Source organism: Amycolatopsis speibonae, assembly GCF_042647925.1.
In the GTDB taxonomy this organism is placed as follows: domain Bacteria; phylum Actinomycetota; class Actinomycetes; order Mycobacteriales; family Pseudonocardiaceae; genus Amycolatopsis; species Amycolatopsis speibonae.
Genome location: NZ_JBHRWK010000022.1, coordinates 286801 through 302980 on the forward strand (window position 1 = coordinate 286801; position 16180 = coordinate 302980).

The 16180-nt window shown below is 68.1% G+C and carries 13 protein-coding genes; 7 read left to right on the plus strand and 6 right to left on the minus strand.

Annotation, left to right across the window (positions count from 1 at the left end; genetic code table 11):
- Window positions 1–31 precede the first annotated feature (31 nt).
- Window positions 32–1225, minus strand: a complete 1194-nt coding sequence (locus ACFOSH_RS17295) for a TetR/AcrR family transcriptional regulator (protein ID WP_378239928.1) — start codon at window positions 1223–1225, stop codon at window positions 32–34.
- Between the two features lie 156 nt (window positions 1226–1381).
- Here ACFOSH_RS17295 and ACFOSH_RS17300 point away from each other — a divergent pair, with 156 nt between their 5' ends.
- Complete coding sequence (locus ACFOSH_RS17300) at window positions 1382–2593, plus strand: acetyl-CoA C-acetyltransferase (RefSeq protein WP_378239929.1); 1212 nt, start codon at window positions 1382–1384, stop codon at window positions 2591–2593.
- Window positions 2594–2603: 10 nt separating this feature from the next.
- The gene (locus ACFOSH_RS17305; RefSeq protein ID WP_378239930.1) at window positions 2604–4775 is read left to right on the plus strand and encodes a 3-hydroxyacyl-CoA dehydrogenase NAD-binding domain-containing protein; all 2172 of its coding nucleotides are present in this window, start codon (window positions 2604–2606) and stop codon (window positions 4773–4775) included.
- Between the two features lie 85 nt (window positions 4776–4860).
- Here the strand turns inward: ACFOSH_RS17305 and ACFOSH_RS17310 are convergent, their stop codons facing one another.
- The 3 genes from ACFOSH_RS17310 to ACFOSH_RS17320 form a co-directional block, all read right to left on the minus strand.
- A complete protein-coding gene (locus ACFOSH_RS17310; RefSeq protein WP_378239931.1) occupies window positions 4861–6984 on the minus strand; it encodes an MMPL family transporter in 2124 nt (707 codons plus the stop codon).
- Window positions 6985–7093: 109 nt separating this feature from the next.
- A complete protein-coding gene (locus ACFOSH_RS17315) occupies window positions 7094–7762 on the minus strand; it encodes a response regulator (RefSeq protein WP_378239932.1) in 669 nt (222 codons plus the stop codon).
- The gene (locus ACFOSH_RS17320) at window positions 7759–8835 is read right to left on the minus strand and encodes a sensor histidine kinase (protein ID WP_378239933.1); all 1077 of its coding nucleotides are present in this window, start codon (window positions 8833–8835) and stop codon (window positions 7759–7761) included. Before ACFOSH_RS17320 ends, ACFOSH_RS17315 begins: the two co-directional genes overlap by 4 nt.
- An 84-nt stretch (window positions 8836–8919) precedes the next feature.
- On the opposite strand from ACFOSH_RS17320, the gene ACFOSH_RS17325 reads away from it, so the two are divergent.
- From ACFOSH_RS17325 to ACFOSH_RS17345, 5 genes are all read left to right on the plus strand, one after another.
- Window positions 8920–9477: a helix-turn-helix domain-containing protein gene (locus ACFOSH_RS17325; RefSeq protein WP_378239935.1), complete on the plus strand. Its 558-nt coding sequence runs from the start codon at window positions 8920–8922 to the stop codon at window positions 9475–9477.
- Between the two features lie 16 nt (window positions 9478–9493).
- The gene (locus ACFOSH_RS17330; protein WP_378239936.1) at window positions 9494–10357 is read left to right on the plus strand and encodes an SRPBCC family protein; all 864 of its coding nucleotides are present in this window, start codon (window positions 9494–9496) and stop codon (window positions 10355–10357) included.
- 11 nt (window positions 10358–10368) lie between these two features.
- Window positions 10369–11121, plus strand: coding sequence for an SDR family NAD(P)-dependent oxidoreductase (locus tag ACFOSH_RS17335; protein ID WP_378239938.1), 753 nt, complete (start codon window positions 10369–10371; stop codon window positions 11119–11121).
- Window positions 11122–11220: 99 nt separating this feature from the next.
- Window positions 11221–11685 carry a DUF3761 domain-containing protein gene (locus tag ACFOSH_RS17340; protein ID WP_378239939.1) on the plus strand — a complete coding sequence of 155 codons (465 nt, stop codon included), beginning with the start codon at window positions 11221–11223 and terminating at the stop codon, window positions 11683–11685.
- A 57-nt stretch (window positions 11686–11742) separates the two neighbouring features.
- Entirely contained in the window at window positions 11743–13170 is a 1428-nt protein-coding gene (locus ACFOSH_RS17345; RefSeq protein WP_378239940.1) for an MFS transporter, read from the plus strand.
- 47 nt (window positions 13171–13217) lie between these two features.
- Here the strand turns inward: ACFOSH_RS17345 and ACFOSH_RS17350 are convergent, their stop codons facing one another.
- Both ACFOSH_RS17350 and ACFOSH_RS17355 read right to left on the minus strand, forming a co-directional pair.
- Window positions 13218–14771, minus strand: coding sequence for an acetolactate synthase large subunit (locus tag ACFOSH_RS17350; protein WP_378239941.1), 1554 nt, complete (start codon window positions 14769–14771; stop codon window positions 13218–13220).
- 5 nt (window positions 14772–14776) lie between these two features.
- Entirely contained in the window at window positions 14777–16165 is a 1389-nt protein-coding gene (locus tag ACFOSH_RS17355) for an FAD-binding oxidoreductase (RefSeq protein WP_378239942.1), read from the minus strand.
- Window positions 16166–16180: the final 15 nt, after the last annotated feature.

Below are 16180 nucleotides of genomic sequence, written 5' to 3' on the forward strand. Positions count from 1 at the left end.
TGCACCGCGGGCCTTTGCGGGACACGCGAGTTTACTGAGAGCTGACTTTCAGGACCGCGTGCATCAGCGCCGTCAGCTCGGCTTCGATGCCGGCCCGGCCGTTGACCCGGCGGGTGCGCGCGAGGTCGTTCGCGATGGTCAGCGCCGCGTGCACGGTGATCTTCACCTCGCGCAGGCTCAGCTCCGGCCGGACTTCCGAGGTCAGCGCGATCCAGCGCGCGACGTAGTCCCGCTGGACCCGGAGCAGGTCCGCCTTGTCGCGTTCCGGCAGCTCCATGGGGCTGCCGGAAAAGGACACCAGCAGCTCGGGCGTGCGCAGCAGGGTGTGGACGTAGGACTCCGCCAGCCTGCGCAGCGCGTCGCGTTCGTCTTCGGTCCGCAACGCGCGTTCCGCGGCGAGCGCCAGCCTGTCGGCCGCGCGATGCCCGATCGCCACCATCAGCGCGGCCTTACTGGGGAAGTGCCGGTACACGCTGGGCCCGGCGATCCCGGCCGCCGCGCCGATCTCCTCCATGCTCACCGCGCGGAAGCCGCGCTGCCCGAAGAGCTCTGTCGCGGCCGCGAGGATCTGCTCGCGGCGGGACGGCTCGCCGAGTGCGATCGACGGCGTCTCGTCCGCGGGCTCCAGGGGCTCGGGCAGTGTGACATGCAGCACCGACTCCGCCAGCTGCACCAGGATCTGCGCGAAGCGTTTCTTCGCCACGGACGTGTGATGGACGGACACGCTGCCGAAGACGCTCAGCCCCGCCCAGCACAGCAGCTCGGCGTCGTCGGCGGTCAGTTCGGGACGCAGTGCGAGCAGTGCTTTGGACCACGCCGCGAGGACCGCGCTCGACCGGCGGCGGATCTCCCGTCGTCCCTCCCGGGGCAGATGCCTGCCCTCCCAGCGCCACAGCGCGGCGACCTCGCGCCGCTCCACGGCCTGCGCGGCGAGGGTGTCCAACAGGGCCTTGACCTGGGCGGGAACCGGGGTGTCGAGGTTCGAGAGCGTTTCGAGGGTGGCCGTCTCCATGTCGTCGATGCCGGACAGCACGACGTAGGACAGCACCGCCTGCTTGTCCGCGAAATGCCGGTACAGCGCGGGCCCGGTGATCCCCGCCGCCGCGGCGATGTCGTTGATGCCGACGCCGTGGAACCCGCGGGCGCGAAAGAGCTCCGCGGCGAGGCCTGCCAGCTGGGCCTTGCGGTCGCGCGGTCGGGCTGAACGCTCGGTCGGGTGATCCATAGGTGAACACACGATAGCGCCGGTTGCGTACATCGCAACCCATTGACACCATGGGGTTATCGCGGTTTATGTTAATGACCATTAGCATGGCTACTGGTCGGTACGATCCGGCTGTGTTCATCCTTGATACAGCGCCGTACGCGGAGGAGTTTTTCTGTGAGTAGCGAGGCCTACATCTACGAGGCGATCCGTACGCCTCGCGGCAAGAACAAGGGCGGTGCCCTCCACGGCACCAAGCCGGTCGATCTCGTGGTCGGCCTCATCGAGGAACTGAAGGTCCGGCACCCGAACCTCGACCCCGCCGTGATCGACGACATCGTCCTCGGCGTGGTGTCCCCGGTCGGCGAGCAGGGCGCCGTGATCGCGCGCACCGCCGCACTGAACGCGGGCCTTCCCGAAACGGTCGCCGGCGTACAGCTGAACCGCTTCTGCGCCTCCGGCCTCGAAGCCACCAACACCGCCGCGCAGAAGGTGCGCTCCGGCTGGGACCAGCTGATCATCGCCGGTGGTGTCGAGTCGATGTCACGCGTGCCGATGGGCTCCGACGGCGGCGCGCTGTTCATGGACCCCGCCACCGCGTACGACAACTACATCGTCCCGCAGGGCACCGGCGCCGACCTGATCGCGACCATCGAGGGCTTCTCCCGCGAGGACGTCGACGCGTGGGCCGTCCGCTCGCAGGAGAAGGCCGAAGCGGCCTGGTCCGGCGGCTACTTCGCGAAGTCCGTCGTCCCGGTGAAGGACATCAACGGCGTCACGATCCTCGACCACGACGAGCACCGTCGCCCCGGTAGCACCGTCGAGAGCCTCGGCAAGCTCAAGCCCGCCTTCGCCGGCATCGGTGAGTTGGGCGGCTTCGACGCCGTCGCGCTGCAGAAGTACCACTCGGTCGAGCGCATCAACCACATCCACACCGGCGGCAACTCGTCCGGCATCGTGGACGGCGCCGCGGTGGTGCTGGTCGGCAACGAGCAGATCGGCAAGGACTTCGGCCTGACCCCGCGCGCCCGCATCGTGGCGACCGCGACCGTCGGCTCCGAGCCCACGATCATGCTCACCGGTCCGACCCCGGCCACCGAGAAGGTCCTCAAGATCGCCGGTCTCACCCCTGACGACATCGACCTGTGGGAGCTGAACGAGGCCTTCGCCTCGGTCGTCCTCAAGTGGATCAAGGACCTGCACCTCGACGAGGAGAAGGTCAACGTCAACGGCGGCGCCATCGCCATGGGGCACCCGCTGGGTGCCACCGGCGCGATGCTGGTCGGCACCGTCGTCGACGAGCTGGAGCGTCGTCAGGCGCGCCGCGCCCTGGTCACCCTGTGCATCGGCGGCGGCATGGGCGTCGCGACCATCATCGAGCGGGTCTGAGGAAGAGACAATGACTGAAGCGAAGACCATCCGCTGGGAGCAGGACGCCGACGGAATCGTCGTGCTCACCCTGGACGACCCGAAGCAGTCCGCCAACACGATGAACGCCGACTTCCGCGAGTCGCTCGGCGTGGTCGTGGACCGGCTGGAGGCGGAGAAGGACAGCATCACCGGTGTCGTCCTCACCTCGGCCAAGAAGACCTTCTTCGCCGGTGGCGACCTCAACGACCTGATCAAGGCCAAGCCGGAGAACGCGGCCGAGATCACCGAGAGCAGCGGCCTGATGAAGGGCCAGATGCGCCGGCTCGAGCAGCTGGGCAAGCCGGTCGTGGCCGCCATCAACGGCGCCGCGCTCGGCGGCGGCCTCGAAATCGCGCTCGCGACGCACTACCGCATCGCGGCCGACGTCAAGGGCAGCCAGATCGGTCTCCCCGAGGTCACCCTCGGCCTGCTCCCCGGCGGCGGTGGTGTGGTCCGCACCGTGCGCCTGCTGGGCATCCAGAGCGCGCTGCTGAACGTGCTGCTCCAGGGCCAGCGGCACCGCCCGGCCAAGGCCAAGGAACTCGGCCTCGTGCACGAGCTCGTCGGCACCGTCGAGGAACTGGTCCCGGCCGCGAAGGCGTGGATCAAGGCCAACCCCGAGGGCGGCGTGCAGCCGTGGGACGTCAAGGGCTACAAGATCCCGGGCGGCACCCCGTCGAACCCGAGCTTCGCGGCGAACCTGCCCGCGTTCCCGGCGAACCTGCGCAAGCAGATCAAGGGCGCGAACATGCCCGCCCCGCGCGCGATCCTGGCCGCGGCCATCGAAGGTTCGACGGTCGACTTCGACACCGCGATCACCGTCGAGACCCGCTACTTCGTGCACCTCGCCACCGGCCAGGTCTCGAAGAACATGACGAAGGCGTTCTTCTTCGACCTGCAGAGCATCAACTCCGGCGGTTCGCGGCCGGACGGCTTCGAGAAGTACACGGCCAAGAAGGTCGGTGTCGTCGGCGCGGGCATGATGGGCGCCGCGATCGCGTACGTCTCGGCGAAGGCCGGCATCGACGTCGTGCTCAAGGACGTCACCCTCGAAGGCGCCGAGAAGGGCAAGGGCTACGCGGTCAAGCTGGAGGAGAAGGCTCTCTCCCGCGGCAAGACCACGCAGGAGCGCTCCGACGCGCTGCTGGCCAAGATCAAGCCGACCGACAAGGCAGAGGACTTCGCCGGCGTCGACTTCGTGATCGAGGCCGTCTTCGAGAGCGTCGAGCTGAAGCACAAGGTGTTCAAGGAGATCGAGGGCTTCGTCAACCCCGACGCGGTGCTCGGTTCCAACACCTCGACCCTGCCGATCACCTCGCTGGCCGAGGGCGTGCAGCGGACCGAGGACTTCATCGGGATCCACTTCTTCTCGCCGGTGGACAAGATGCCGCTGGTCGAGATCATCTGCGGTGAGAAGACCTCGCCCGCCACGCTGGCGAAGGTCTTCGACTACACGCTGCAGATCAAGAAGACCCCGATCGTCGTCAACGACAGCCGCGGCTTCTTCACCTCGCGCGTCATCGGCACCTTCATCAACGAGGCCGTCGCCGCGCTGGGCGAGGGTGTCGAGCCGGCGTCGATCGAGCAGGCCGGCGCGCAGGCCGGGTACCCGGCCCCGCCGCTGCAGCTGATGGACGAGCTGACCCTGACGCTGCCGCGCAAGATCCGCAAGGAGACCCGCGAAGCGATCGAGGCGGCCGGTGGCACCTGGAACGCGCACGCGTCCGAGGGCGTCATCGATCGCATGGTCGAGGAGTTCGACCGCAAGGGCCGCTCCACGGGCTCGGGCTTCTACGACTACGACGAAGCGGGCAAGCGGACCGGTCTGTGGCCGGGCCTGCGCGACGCGTTCAAGTCAGGCAGCGCCGATGTCCCGTTCGAGGACCTCAAGGAGCGCATGCTGTTCGCCGAGGCGCTCGAGACCGTGAAGTGCTTCGACGAGGGTGTGCTGACCACCATCGCCGACGCCAACATCGGCTCGATCTTCGGCATCGGCTTCCCGGCGTGGACCGGTGGTGTCATCCAGTACATCAACCAGTACGAGGGTGGCCTGCAGGGCTTCGTCGACCGCTCGCGTCAGCTGGCCGAGCGCTACGGCGACCACTTCACCCCGCCCGCTTCGCTGGTCGAGAAGGCCGCGAAGGGCGAGATCTACGAGTAAGCCCCTTCGCCCGCTTTAGCGTGCTATGAAAGGTCCTTTCCTTGCGAAATTTGCAAGGAAAGGACCTTTCATAGCGTTCGGGGGTCTAGCGGGACGACGGTTCCAGGGCCACGTGCGGTAACCGCCGGTCCAGCCATCGCGGCAGCCACCAAGCGCGTTCCCCGAGCAGCCGCATCACCGCGGGCACCACGAGACAGCGGATCACGAACGCGTCCACCAGCACCGCCACCGCCAGCCCGAGACCGAACTGCGCCAGCATCCGATCGGGGTTGAGCAGGAACGCGCCGAAGACCAGGATCATGATCACCGCCGCGGCCGTGATCACCCCTCCGGTGGAGGCGAGCCCTTCGCGGACGGCGTGGCGCGCGTCGCCGGTGCGCCGCCATTCCTCGTGCATCCGGGAAACCAGGAATACCTCGTAGTCCATGGAAAGCCCGAACACGATCGCGAAGATCAGCACCGGCACGAACGCCTCGATCGGTCCCGGCTGCGCCCCGAACAGGCCGTCGCCGAACACCGCCGTCATCACGCCGAGCGCGGCGCCGATGCTCAGCAGGTTCAGCACGGCCGCCTTGAGCGGGATCAGGATCGAGCGGAACACGACCATCAGCAGCAACGCCGACAACCCGACGACCACCAGCACGAACAGCGGCAGCCGATCGCCGACGGCGCCCGCGAAGTCCACCGCGGCCGCGACACTCCCGCCGACCAGGTATTTGCCGGGCAGAGCCGGCAGCACCTCTGTCCTGAGCCGTTCGACCAGATCGGCGGTCGCTTCGTCCTGCGGCGACGACGTCGGGAAGGCGAGGACGGTCGTGACACCCTGCCTCATCGGCGGCGTCACCTCGGCGATTCCGGGAGTGGTTTCGAGTTTCCTGCGCAGCGCGGCACCATCGCCGTTTTCGGTGACCACGATCAGCGGCTGGCTGAATCCGGGGCCGAAGCCTTCGGTCATCAGGTCGTAGGCCTGGCGGGTGGTCGAGGTGCCGGGATCCGTGCCGGCGTCGGCGAATCCGAGGCGCATGCCGAGTGCGGGCAGGGAGAGTCCGATGAGGACGAGCAACCCCAGCGCGAGCGGCACCATCGGCCGTCGCTGGACCGCGTCCCCGAGCTTGCCCCAGGCCTTGCCGTGTTCCCGTTTCGCGGCGTGCTTGCGAATGCTCTTTTCCAGGCGGCGGCCGAAAAGGGAGAGCAGCGCGGGCAGCAGGGTGATCGACGCGAGCATCGTCACGAGAACGGTCAGCGCCACCGAGAGAGCGACACCGCGCAGCGAACCGAGGCCGAGCGCGAGCAAGCCGAGCAGCGCGATGATCACCGTGCCACCGGCGAACAGGACCGATCGGCCCGCGGTGTCGAGTGCCCGCCGCACCGCCCGTTCCCGGTCGAGACCGCCCAGGATTTCGCTGCGATACCGGGAAAAGATGAGCAGCGCGTAGTCCACGCCGACGCCGAATCCGACCAGCATCATCAGTGGCGCCGTGTAACTCGCGATGTCGACGAACCTGCTGACCAGCACGATCACGCCGAGCGTGCTGCCGACGGCGAAGATCGCCGCGATCACCGGGAGCCCCGCGGCGAGGATCGAACGGAACAGGAAGACGAGGACCACCAGCGCGGCCAGCAACCCGACACCTTCCGACGGGCCGCCGCCCCCGCTGGTCCGTTTGATCGGCTCGCCACCGAGTTCGACCTGAAGCCCGGCCGACCCCGCCTTCTGCGCGGTGTCGACGACGCGCACGATGTCTTCGTACGGCAGATCCTTCGACTCCAGGTCGAAGGCGATCGCGGCGTACCCGATCGTGCCCTCGCGGGAGACCGCGGAAGGGGAGTCGAAGGGGCTCGTCACCGCCTTCACATGGGGCTGGGTGCGGACTTCGGTGAGCATCGAGTCGATCGGCCCGCGTGCGGTCGCGAGTCCGCTGGCGGTCTTGAAGACGATTTCGGCGGTCGCACCGGTCTGCGCGGGAGCCTGTGTCTTGAACAGGTCCATGATCTGCTGGGAGTCGGTGCCCGGCAACGAATGGTCGTCGTGGTAGGCGCTTCCGGCCAGCTGCGAACCCAGCGTGACGCCGACAAGGGTGAGCAGCCAAAGCGAAACGGCGAGCCAGCGGTGGCGTTGCGACCAGCCCGCCAGCTTCGAGAGGCCGCCCCCAGGCTGCCCCTCTGGGCGGCTCCCGGGCCGGCTCTCGGAAGGAGTGATGGTGTCCATGCCGGACAGCATCGGCTTTCCGGGGCCGCGGATCGTCGGGCTGCGGCGGGCATTCCGGCCACAACTTCCGGATACCCCTAAGGCGCTTCCCGTACTACTGGGGTTGTGGTCACGGGGTCAACCAGCGAGGGGTGATCATGCCCGATTCGTAGGCGAGCACGACGAGTTGCGCGCGATCACGGACGTCCACCTTGGTCATGATGCGGCTGACGTGCGTCTTCGCCGTCGCCGGGCTGAGCACGAGTTCCTTCGCGATTTCGTCGTTGGACAGACCGGCCGCGACGAGGCTCATCACCTCACGTTCGCGTTCGGTGAGCCGGTTCAGGGCCGGCGACGGCGCGGGCCGCGCCACCCGCCCCGCGAATTCGGAGATCAGGCGGCGCGTGATCGACGGCGCGAGCAGCGCGTCGCCCCGGGCGACCACCCGGACACCGTGGATCAGTTCCTCGGGCTCGGTGTCCTTGACCAGGAACCCGCTGGCGCCCGCGCGCAACGCGCCGTAGACGTCCTCGTCGAGGTCGAAGGTGGTGAGGATGACGACCTTGATCCCGGTCAGCGCAGGATCTTCGAGCAGATGCCGGGTCGCGGTGAGCCCGTCCATCACCGGCATCCGGATGTCCATCAGGACGACGTCGGGTTTGTGTTCGTGCGCGGCTTCGAGGGATTCGCGCCCGTTCGCCGCTTCGGCGACCACGGTGATGTCGTGCTCACCGTCCAAGATGGACTTGAACCCGGCGCGGACCAGCCGCTGGTCGTCGACGAGCAGGACCCGGATCATTTCTTCACCCGCAAGGGAAGCCGGGCGCGCACGCGAAAGCCGCCGTCTTCGCGGGCGGACGCGGTGAGCTCGCCACCGAGTGCCTCGGCCCGTTCGGTCATCCCGCGGATCCCGTTGCCAGGCTCCGCCGCGCCTCCCCGGCCGTCGTCGTCGATCTGCACGGACACATCATGGTGCGTGTAGCCGATCCGCACCACGACGGTGCTCGCGGCGGCGTGGCGCGCGACGTTGGTCAGCGCCTCCTGGACGACGCGGAAGGCGGCGTGCTCGACGTCGGGCGGCAGATCCTTCGCCGTGCCTTCGATCTCTGTCCGGACGGTCAGCCCGTGCACGCCCGCCGACTCGGCGAGTTCGGCGACCCTCGCCAGGCTCGGCGTATCCGCCTGCCGCAGCATTCCCAGTGTGGCGCGGAGTTCGCGCAACGCCTCCTTGCTGGTCTGTTTGATCGTGGCCAGGGCCTCCTCGGATCTCGCCGGATCCCTGCCGTGCAGCGCCGCGCCCGCCTGGACGTTGATGAGCGCCAGGTGGTGGCCGAGAGCGTCGTGCAGTTCGCGCGCGATCCGGAGCCGTTCGTCCGAGGCCCTTCGCTGTGCCTCGGCCTCCTTGGTGCGCTCGGCTTCGCGGCGGTAGTACGTCACGGCTCCGACCGCGACCAGCGCGATGAACCAGCCCGCCATCAGCAGGAAGGCGAAGTTGTCCACCTGCCGGGCGGCGCCGGCCTGTGACTCGCCGATCGCGACACCGCCCAACGAGGCCGCCGCGACGACCGCCGCGCTGCGGATCCGCCCTGTCGAGGCGTTGTTGTACAGCGCGAAGGCGAACGCGAGCAGGACGAAGCCGTCCGGATCGGTCTGCGGGTAGTAGATCGCGCAGCAGACCGCGGTGAAGATCGTGACGGGGAGCGGATACCGGCGGCGCAGGAACAGTGCGGCGCAGGCGAGCACCACGCAGACCCAGCCGATGGCCGCGTTGCGTGGCGCCTCGGCGCTGTCGCCGAGTGAGGCCGCGACAGAGCCCGCGACCACCGCGATGGTGACCGCGATGTCCGCCGCGTACCGCCGCAGGATCGCCACACGACGAGAGTAGCGCGATCCGGCGCGATTGACAAAATGCTTTTTTACGTTCAAACTCTTTTTTGTGATCGAGGATGTGGCGCCGTGAAGGATGTGGAGTACCTGGAGCGGCTCGAGCAGGCCGAGGCGTTGCTGAAGCCCCAGCGGGTGGACGTTCTGCGGCAGCTGGCGGAGCCGCGGTCCTGCACCGAGGTGGCGGCGGTGCTGGACCAGACGCCGCAGCGGGTCTATTACCACGTGAAACGCTTGGTGGAAGCCGGGCTCGTGAAGCAGGTGTCCGAGCGGAAGGTGCGCGCCGTCAGTGAGGGTGTGTATCAGGCGAGCGCGCGTTCGTACTGGCTGTCGCCCGGGCTGGTCGGCCGGATCGGCCCGCGGGCGGCGCGGGACGAACTGAGCCTCGGCTATCTGATCGACCTCATGGAAGAGGTCCAGTCGGACGTGGCCGCGCTCGACAGGGCCGCACCGGAACTGCCGTCGATCGGCGTCTCCGGTGAGATCCGAGTGGAGCCAGAGCGGCGCCAGGAGTTCCTCGACGAACTGAAGACGACTTTGCAGGATCTGTTCACCCGCTACGGCGGAGCGGAGGGCGACGCCTTCAAGCTGGCCGTGGCCTGTTACCCGAAGGGAGAAGCCCGTGACTGAACCGACGAGATTCCAAGTGAGCGTACGCGCGCCGATCGACGAGGTCTGGCACGCGCTGCTCGATCCCGCAGCACTGCGGAGGTGGCTTTCCGAGCACGCGGAAGTCGACTTGCCGTCCCGGTACGAGTTCTGGGGCCGCTACACGCCGGACGGGGACGTTCCGCGCCAGCGCTTGCTGGCGGCCGAGAACCACGTCCTGCGGTTCGCTTGGACCGTCGGCGGGGCGGAGACCGTCGTCGAGATCGCGCTGACCGAAGAGGGGGACAAGACCTCCTTGTCGCTCAGTCAGACCGGTCTGCCGGACTATGACGCGATGCTCGCCGATCCGGACTCGCCGCCCGGAATGCTGTACACGTTCTGGGCGCTGTCCGTCGCGAACCTCGTCGATCACGTCGAGGGACGCCCGCTCACCGCCCGCTGCGACCTCACTTCCCCGCTGATGAGCGAAGAAGTGCGGATCGACGCGCCGCGCGGCGAGGTCTACGCCTCGATCGCCGACCCCGCCGTGTTCACCCGCTGGTTCGGCGCCCGGATAGAGGCGGAGCCTCACGTCGGCGGCCGGTGGGCGATGGGCTCGCTTGAACAGGATCCGGATCCGGCGAAGATCGTCGACCTGGTGCCCGGCTCCAGGATGTCGCTCGCGTACCAAGACGGCGTCGTCGCTTCCTGGGAACTCGAAGACTCCGATGGCGGCACGAAGCTGACGTTCGTCCAAAGTGGATTCTCCGACGACAAGCCGCCCTACGGTGCCTGGATGGGCTGGCTCAGCGGTTTGGCGGAGCTGCGCCGGTTCCACGAGATCGACAGCTGGCTCCCACTGTGGGCCGATGTCCACTTGGAAGGCATGCCCGAAGGACTCATCACGCTGGACGGGAAATAAGGGAGGATCCGATGTTGCTCGAAGGCAGGAACGCGATCATCTACGGGGCGGCGGGCGGAATCGGGAGCGCGGTGGCTCGCGGATTCGCCAGGGAGGGCGCGACAGTCCATCTCGTCGGCCGCACATTGAAGAAGCTCGACGCGCTGGCCGACGAGATCCGGGTGGCGGGCGGGAAAGCCGAAACGGCGGAGTTCGACGCGCTCGACGAAGCGGCCATCGACGAGCACGCCGCTTCGGTGGCTTCTTCGGCGGGCAGCGTCGACATCTCGATGAACGTGATCACGCACAACGACGTCCAGGGCACCCCGCTGGTCGAGATGTCGTTGGCGGACTTCGAAAGTCCGGTCCGGACGGCGGTTCAGACGAACTTCCTGACCGCGCGGGCGGCCGCCCGGCACATGATCGGGCAGGGGTCCGGGGTGATCCTGATGTTCGGCGGTGACGGCGATCCCTTGCCTGGGTACCACCTCGGCGGATTGCAAGTCGCGTTCAGCGCGATGGAAGCGTTGCGACGAGGGCTGGCGTGCGAGCTCGGACCGCACGGCATCCGTGTCGTGACTCTGCGTACCGGAGGCATTCCGGAGACCGTCCCGGCGAGCGCCGGACTTGACGAGGCGATCCGTGACATGGTCGAAGCGACGATGCTCAAGCGGACTGCGTCACTGGAAGACGTCGCCCGTGTCGCCGCCTTCGCCGCGTCGGACCATGCACGCAGCATGACGGCGACAGCGCTGAATATCAGTTGCGGCACGATGGTCGACTGACCCTCCAGTCGGAAGTAACACCGGCGAACGATCTCCCGACTACGCGGCACTACCAAGTGCTGGGAGACCGTTATGCCGAAGAGAGCAACGAAGCTGGGCATGGCACTGGCGATCGGATTTCTGGTCGCCGGGGGTTGCGGTGTGGAGACCGCGCCCGCCGGGCGGGTCACGACGCAGAGCAGCACGGCGTCGACGTCAACGACGGCGTCAACATCACCGACGCCGACCACCAGTTGGGCGGCGCCGACGACCACGGACACGCCCACGCCGGCACCTCAGCAGTTCGTGCCGCCGACCACGACCGCGCTTGCGGTGCCGAAGCAGGTCGATCCGACACCGTCGAAAGCACGCCCGAAGACGACGCCCACGGCGAAGGCGCCGAATCCGGCGGCGTGCGGAAGCGACTACTACCGCAACACCGATGGTGTCTGTGTCCATCGGCCGGCGACAGGTCCCGGAGCCGCCGACGGCGCGACAGCCCTCTGCAAAGACGGTTCCTATAGCTACAGCCAGAATCGCCGTGGTACTTGTTCCGGACATGGTGGGGTTCGCACCTGGTTGTGATCCCGTCGGTGAAGCGTTCACTCAGGAGGGTGGTGCTGTGTAAGGTCGGATCATGGGATGCACACGGTGAAACCGGTCGGACGGGCACCTTCGCCCCGGGTCTTCGTCGTCGTGCTCGCCACCTGCGGTTTGGTGGCGTCGTTCATGCAGACGCTCGTCGTCCCGCTCATTCCGGCGTTTCCCCGGCTGCTCAACGCGACCCCGTCTGACGCGTCGTGGGTGGTGACGGTGACCCTGGTCGCCGGAGCCGTGGTGATGCCGGTGAGCGGCAGGCTCGGTGATCTCTACGGCAAACGCCGGTTGCTGCTGATCAGCCTGGGATTCCTGGTCGTCGGATCGGTGGTGTCCGCGCTGACCAGCTCGCTCGCGCTGATGGTCGTCGGCCGGGGGCTGCAGGGTTGCGCGATGGGCGCGATCCCGCTGGGGATCAGCATCATGCGCGACGAACTCGCGCCGGAACGGGTCGGCGCCGCGATCTCGGTGATGAGTTCGACGCTCGGCGTCGGCGGCGCCATCGGGCTCCCGGTGTCGGCGCTGGTCGCGCAGAACGCCGACTGGCACGTCCTCTTCTGGGCGTCGGCGGGGCTCGGGCTCGTCTGTGGCCTGCTGATCCTGTTCGTGGTGCCGGAGTCGCCGGTGAAGACACCGGCGCCGTTCGACTACCTCGGAGCCGTGGGGTTGACAGCTGGACTCGTCTGCCTGCTGCTGCCGATCGTCAAGGGCGGTGAATGGGGCTGGGGCAGCGGCCGCACCCTCGGCTTCGCCGGGATCGCGGTGCTGATCCTGCTGGTCTGGGGTGTCTACCAGCTGCGCCGCCGCGATCCGCTCGTGGACCTGCGGGTCTCCGCGCGGCGCCCGGTGCTGTTCACCAACCTCGCGTCGATCATGATCGGGTTCGCGCTGTACTCGATGGCGTTGTCGTTCCCGCAGTTGCTGCAGGCGCCCGGATCGACCGGTTACTGCCTCGGCCTGACGATGGTGCAGGCCGGGCTCTGCCTGGCGCCGAACGGTGTCGTCATGTTCCTGCTGTCGCCGGTTTCGGCCCGGCTCATCGAGCGCTATGGCCCGCGAACGACGCTGATGGTCGGTGCCACCACCATCGCGACCGGGTACGTCTTCGCGACCGTGTTGATGGACAACGCCTTCGAGCTGATCACGGCGTCGATCATCATCGGTGGTGGCGTCGGCATCGCCTACGCGGCCATGCCCGCGCTGATCATGGGCTCGGTCCCGGTCACCGAAACCGCGTCCGCGAACGGGTTGAACTCGCTGATGCGCTCCGTCGGCACGTCGACGTCCAGTGCGGTGATGGCGACCATGCTCGCGTCGCTGGCGATCACCGTAGGCGGGGTTTCCGTCCCGTCCGCGGACGGGTTCCGGCTGAGTTTCGTGGTCGCCGCCGGTGCGGCACTCCTGGGTCTCGTCTTGACCGCTTTCGTGCCGAAACAGCGCCAGCCCGAACCGCTGGTCGCGGCGGTCCGGTAGCACCCTATGTGCGACGAAACGACTTCGTCGCACATAGGGAGCTCCGCTCAGAACAGCGTCGGAACGATCGCGTCGATCAGGTGCGGTCCCGGCTCGGCGAGCGCGCGCTGGAACTGCTCGGCCAGCTCCTCCGCGGTCGTCGCCCGGGTCGCCGGGACGCCCATACCCTCGGCGATCTTGGCGAAGTCCATGTCGGGCCTGGAAAGATCGAGCAGCTCGTTCGCCTTCGGGCCGCTGGCGTCCGCGCCGACGCGCTGCAACTCCAGCCGCAGGATCGCGTACGCGCGGTTGTTCAGCAGGACCGTGGTGACGTTGAGGTTCTCCCGTGCCTGCGTCCACAACGCCGAAATCGTGTAGAGGGCGCTGCCGTCGGACTGCAGGTTGATCACCGGCCGGTCCGGCGCGGCGACGGCCGCCCCGGTCGCGACGGGCATGCCGTAACCGATCGCGCCGCCGGTCAGGGTCAGCACGTCGTGCCGCGGCGCACCCGCGGTCGCGGCGGGCAGCAGCAGACCGGAGGTGTTCGCCTCATCGGCGATGATCGCGCGCTCCGGAAGCAGCGCGCCGATCACCTCGACCCAGTTCTGCGGGGTCAGCGGGCCGGACGGCAGCACGGGCCGCGAGGCCTCTTGCAGCACCGGCTCCGTCTCGGCGGCGACCAGGTCCGCGACGTCGTTCAGAGCGCGCGGGACGTCCTGCCCGACTTCGGCCAGCACATGGACCTGCGCGCCTTCGGGCACCAGGTTGCTCGCCTTGCCGGGGTAGGCGAAGAACGACACGGGCGCCTTCGTCCCGGCGACGATCAGGTGCTTGACCCCGTCGAGCTGGTACGCGACCTGCTCGGCGAGATAGCCCAGCCGCTCGATCGTCGGCAGGCCCTCGCCGCGTTCGAGCCGGGCGGGGAAGGTCTCGACGAACGCCTTCACTCCGGTCGCGGCGGCGATCCGGCTGGTCGCGAGCAGTCCGGCTTCGCGGCAGCCGTTGCCGCCGACGAGCAGCGCGACCGATTCACCACTGGCCAGCACCTCGGCGATCTTCTTCACCGTCGTCGCGTCGACGGCCTGCGGGATCCGCGGCGGGATGGGCGCGCAGGTCTCGCCTCCCTCACCCCAGGACGCGTCGGCGGGGAGGATCAGCGTCGCCACCTGTCCGGGGGCGTCCTGGGAGGCCGCGACCGCCGCGGCGGCGTCGGCACCGACGTCCTTCGTGTGCTCCGAGCGGCGGACCCAGCCCTCGAGCGAACCGGCGACGGCTTCGATGTCCGATTCGAGCGGGGCGTCGTACTGCTTGTGGTAGGTCGCGTGATCGCCGATCACGTTGACGATCGGGGTATGCGCGCGGCGCGCGTTGTGCAGGTTCGCCAACCCGTTCCCGAGGCCGGGGCCCAGGTGCAGCAGCGTGGCCGCCGGCTTGTCGGCGATACGCGCGTACCCGTCCGCGGCGCCGGTGACGACGCCTTCGAACAAGCCGAGCACGCCGCGCATCTCGGGCACGGCGTCGAGCGCGGCCACGAAGTGCATCTCCGAGGTGCCCGGATTCGAAAAGCACACGTCGACACCGCTGTCGACGAGCGTGCGGATCAGGGACTGGGCGCCGTTCATGTCACTCACTTTGAAGCCCTCTCAGCGAAAAGAACGCCGGGGTTGAGGATCCCGGCCGGGTCGAAGCTCTCCTTGATCCGGCGCATCAGCGCGATCTTCGCCGGGTCCTCCAGATCGAGGAAGTAGCCGGCTTTGGCCTTCCCGAGGCCGTGCTCGCCGGAGATCGCGCCGCCGAGTTCCATGCCGAGCGCGAAGATGTCGGCCAGCAGCTGTTTCCGCTTCGCCGGTTCCTTGCAGAAGATGGCGAGGTGGACATTGCCGTCGCCGGCGTGCCCGCAGCCGAGTGCGCCCGCCTCGCGCGAGAGCGCCATTTCCCTGCTCCGGCGCATGAACTCCGGCATCGCGGACCTCGGGACCACCACGTCGATGACGTCGTCGGCACCGGCGGCCTTCGCCGTCCAGAACGCCTTCTCGCGGGCCTCGATGAGCCTGCGTGCCGAATTTCCTTCGAGGACATACACGTCCATCGCGCCGAGATCGCCGAGCATGCCGCCGAGTTCCTCGACGTCGGCGTGCAGCCTGTCGTTGTCCCGGTTTTCCAGCGCCACCACCAGATAGGCCTGTGCGGTGTCGCGGATGCCGTCCGGGACACCGAGGCTGAGTTTCTCGTTGTAGCTGATCGCGGCGAGCGTCAGGTTGTCGATGTATTCGAGGATGTGCGGCGCGAGCCCGCTGGAGATGATCTTCGGGACGACGGTCATCACCTCGTCGAAGGTCTCGAACGGGGCGAGCACCGTGGCGCCGTGCGGCAGTCGCGGGTGCAGCTTCACGATGACCTCGGTCGCGATCGCGAGGGTGCCCTCGGAGCCGATGATCAGCTGCGTCAGGTCGTACCCTGTCGACACCTTCGAGGTCTTGCCGCCGGTCCGGATGATCTCGCCGGTCGGCAGCACGGCCTGCAGGCCCACGACGTTGTGCCGCGTGACGCCGTACTTGACCGCGCGCATGCCGCCCGCGTTCGTTCCGACGTTGCCGCCGACACTCGCGCTCAGTTCCCCCGGATGAACGGTGTAGCCGAGTCCGGCCGCCGTGGTCTTTTCGTCCAAATCGGACAGTGTGACACCCGGCTGGACGACGGCGACGTGGTTTTCGGTGTCGATCTCCAGTACCGCGTTCATGCGTTCGAAAGAGATCACGAGGCTGTCTTCGCGTGGTTGCGCACCACCCGAAAGCCCGGTGCCCGACCCTCTCGCGGTCACCGGTACGCCGAGTTCGCTCGCGGCCTTGAGCAGCTCCGCGATCTCCTCGGCGCTTCCCGGTTTCGCCAGGTAGGCGGGCTGCTGTGGGCTGGTGGTCAAAGCCTCGTCGTGTGCGTAGTCCTCGGGGATCGCCTCGCCTGAAAGCAAATTCGTATCCCCGACGATCTCGGCGAACCGTGCCGCAACATCGCCCATCGACTGCCCTTCCTC

Coding starts and splice junctions, on each gene's coding strand:
- ACFOSH_RS17295 (WP_378239928.1), bottom strand. CDS start 1,225: ATGGATCACCCGACCGAGCGTTCAGCCCGACCGCGCGACCGCAAGGCC.
- ACFOSH_RS17305 (WP_378239930.1), top strand. CDS start 2,604: ATGACTGAAGCGAAGACCATCCGCTGGGAGCAGGACGCCGACGGAATC.
- ACFOSH_RS17310 (WP_378239931.1), bottom strand. CDS start 6,984: ATGGACACCATCACTCCTTCCGAGAGCCGGCCCGGGAGCCGCCCAGAG.
- ACFOSH_RS17315 (WP_378239932.1), bottom strand. CDS start 7,762: ATGATCCGGGTCCTGCTCGTCGACGACCAGCGGCTGGTCCGCGCCGGG.
- ACFOSH_RS17335 (WP_378239938.1), top strand. CDS start 10,369: ATGTTGCTCGAAGGCAGGAACGCGATCATCTACGGGGCGGCGGGCGGA.
- ACFOSH_RS17340 (WP_378239939.1), top strand. CDS start 11,221: ATGGCACTGGCGATCGGATTTCTGGTCGCCGGGGGTTGCGGTGTGGAG.
- ACFOSH_RS17345 (WP_378239940.1), top strand. CDS start 11,743: ATGCACACGGTGAAACCGGTCGGACGGGCACCTTCGCCCCGGGTCTTC.
- ACFOSH_RS17350 (WP_378239941.1), bottom strand. CDS start 14,771: ATGAACGGCGCCCAGTCCCTGATCCGCACGCTCGTCGACAGCGGTGTC.
- ACFOSH_RS17355 (WP_378239942.1), bottom strand. CDS start 16,165: ATGGGCGATGTTGCGGCACGGTTCGCCGAGATCGTCGGGGATACGAAT.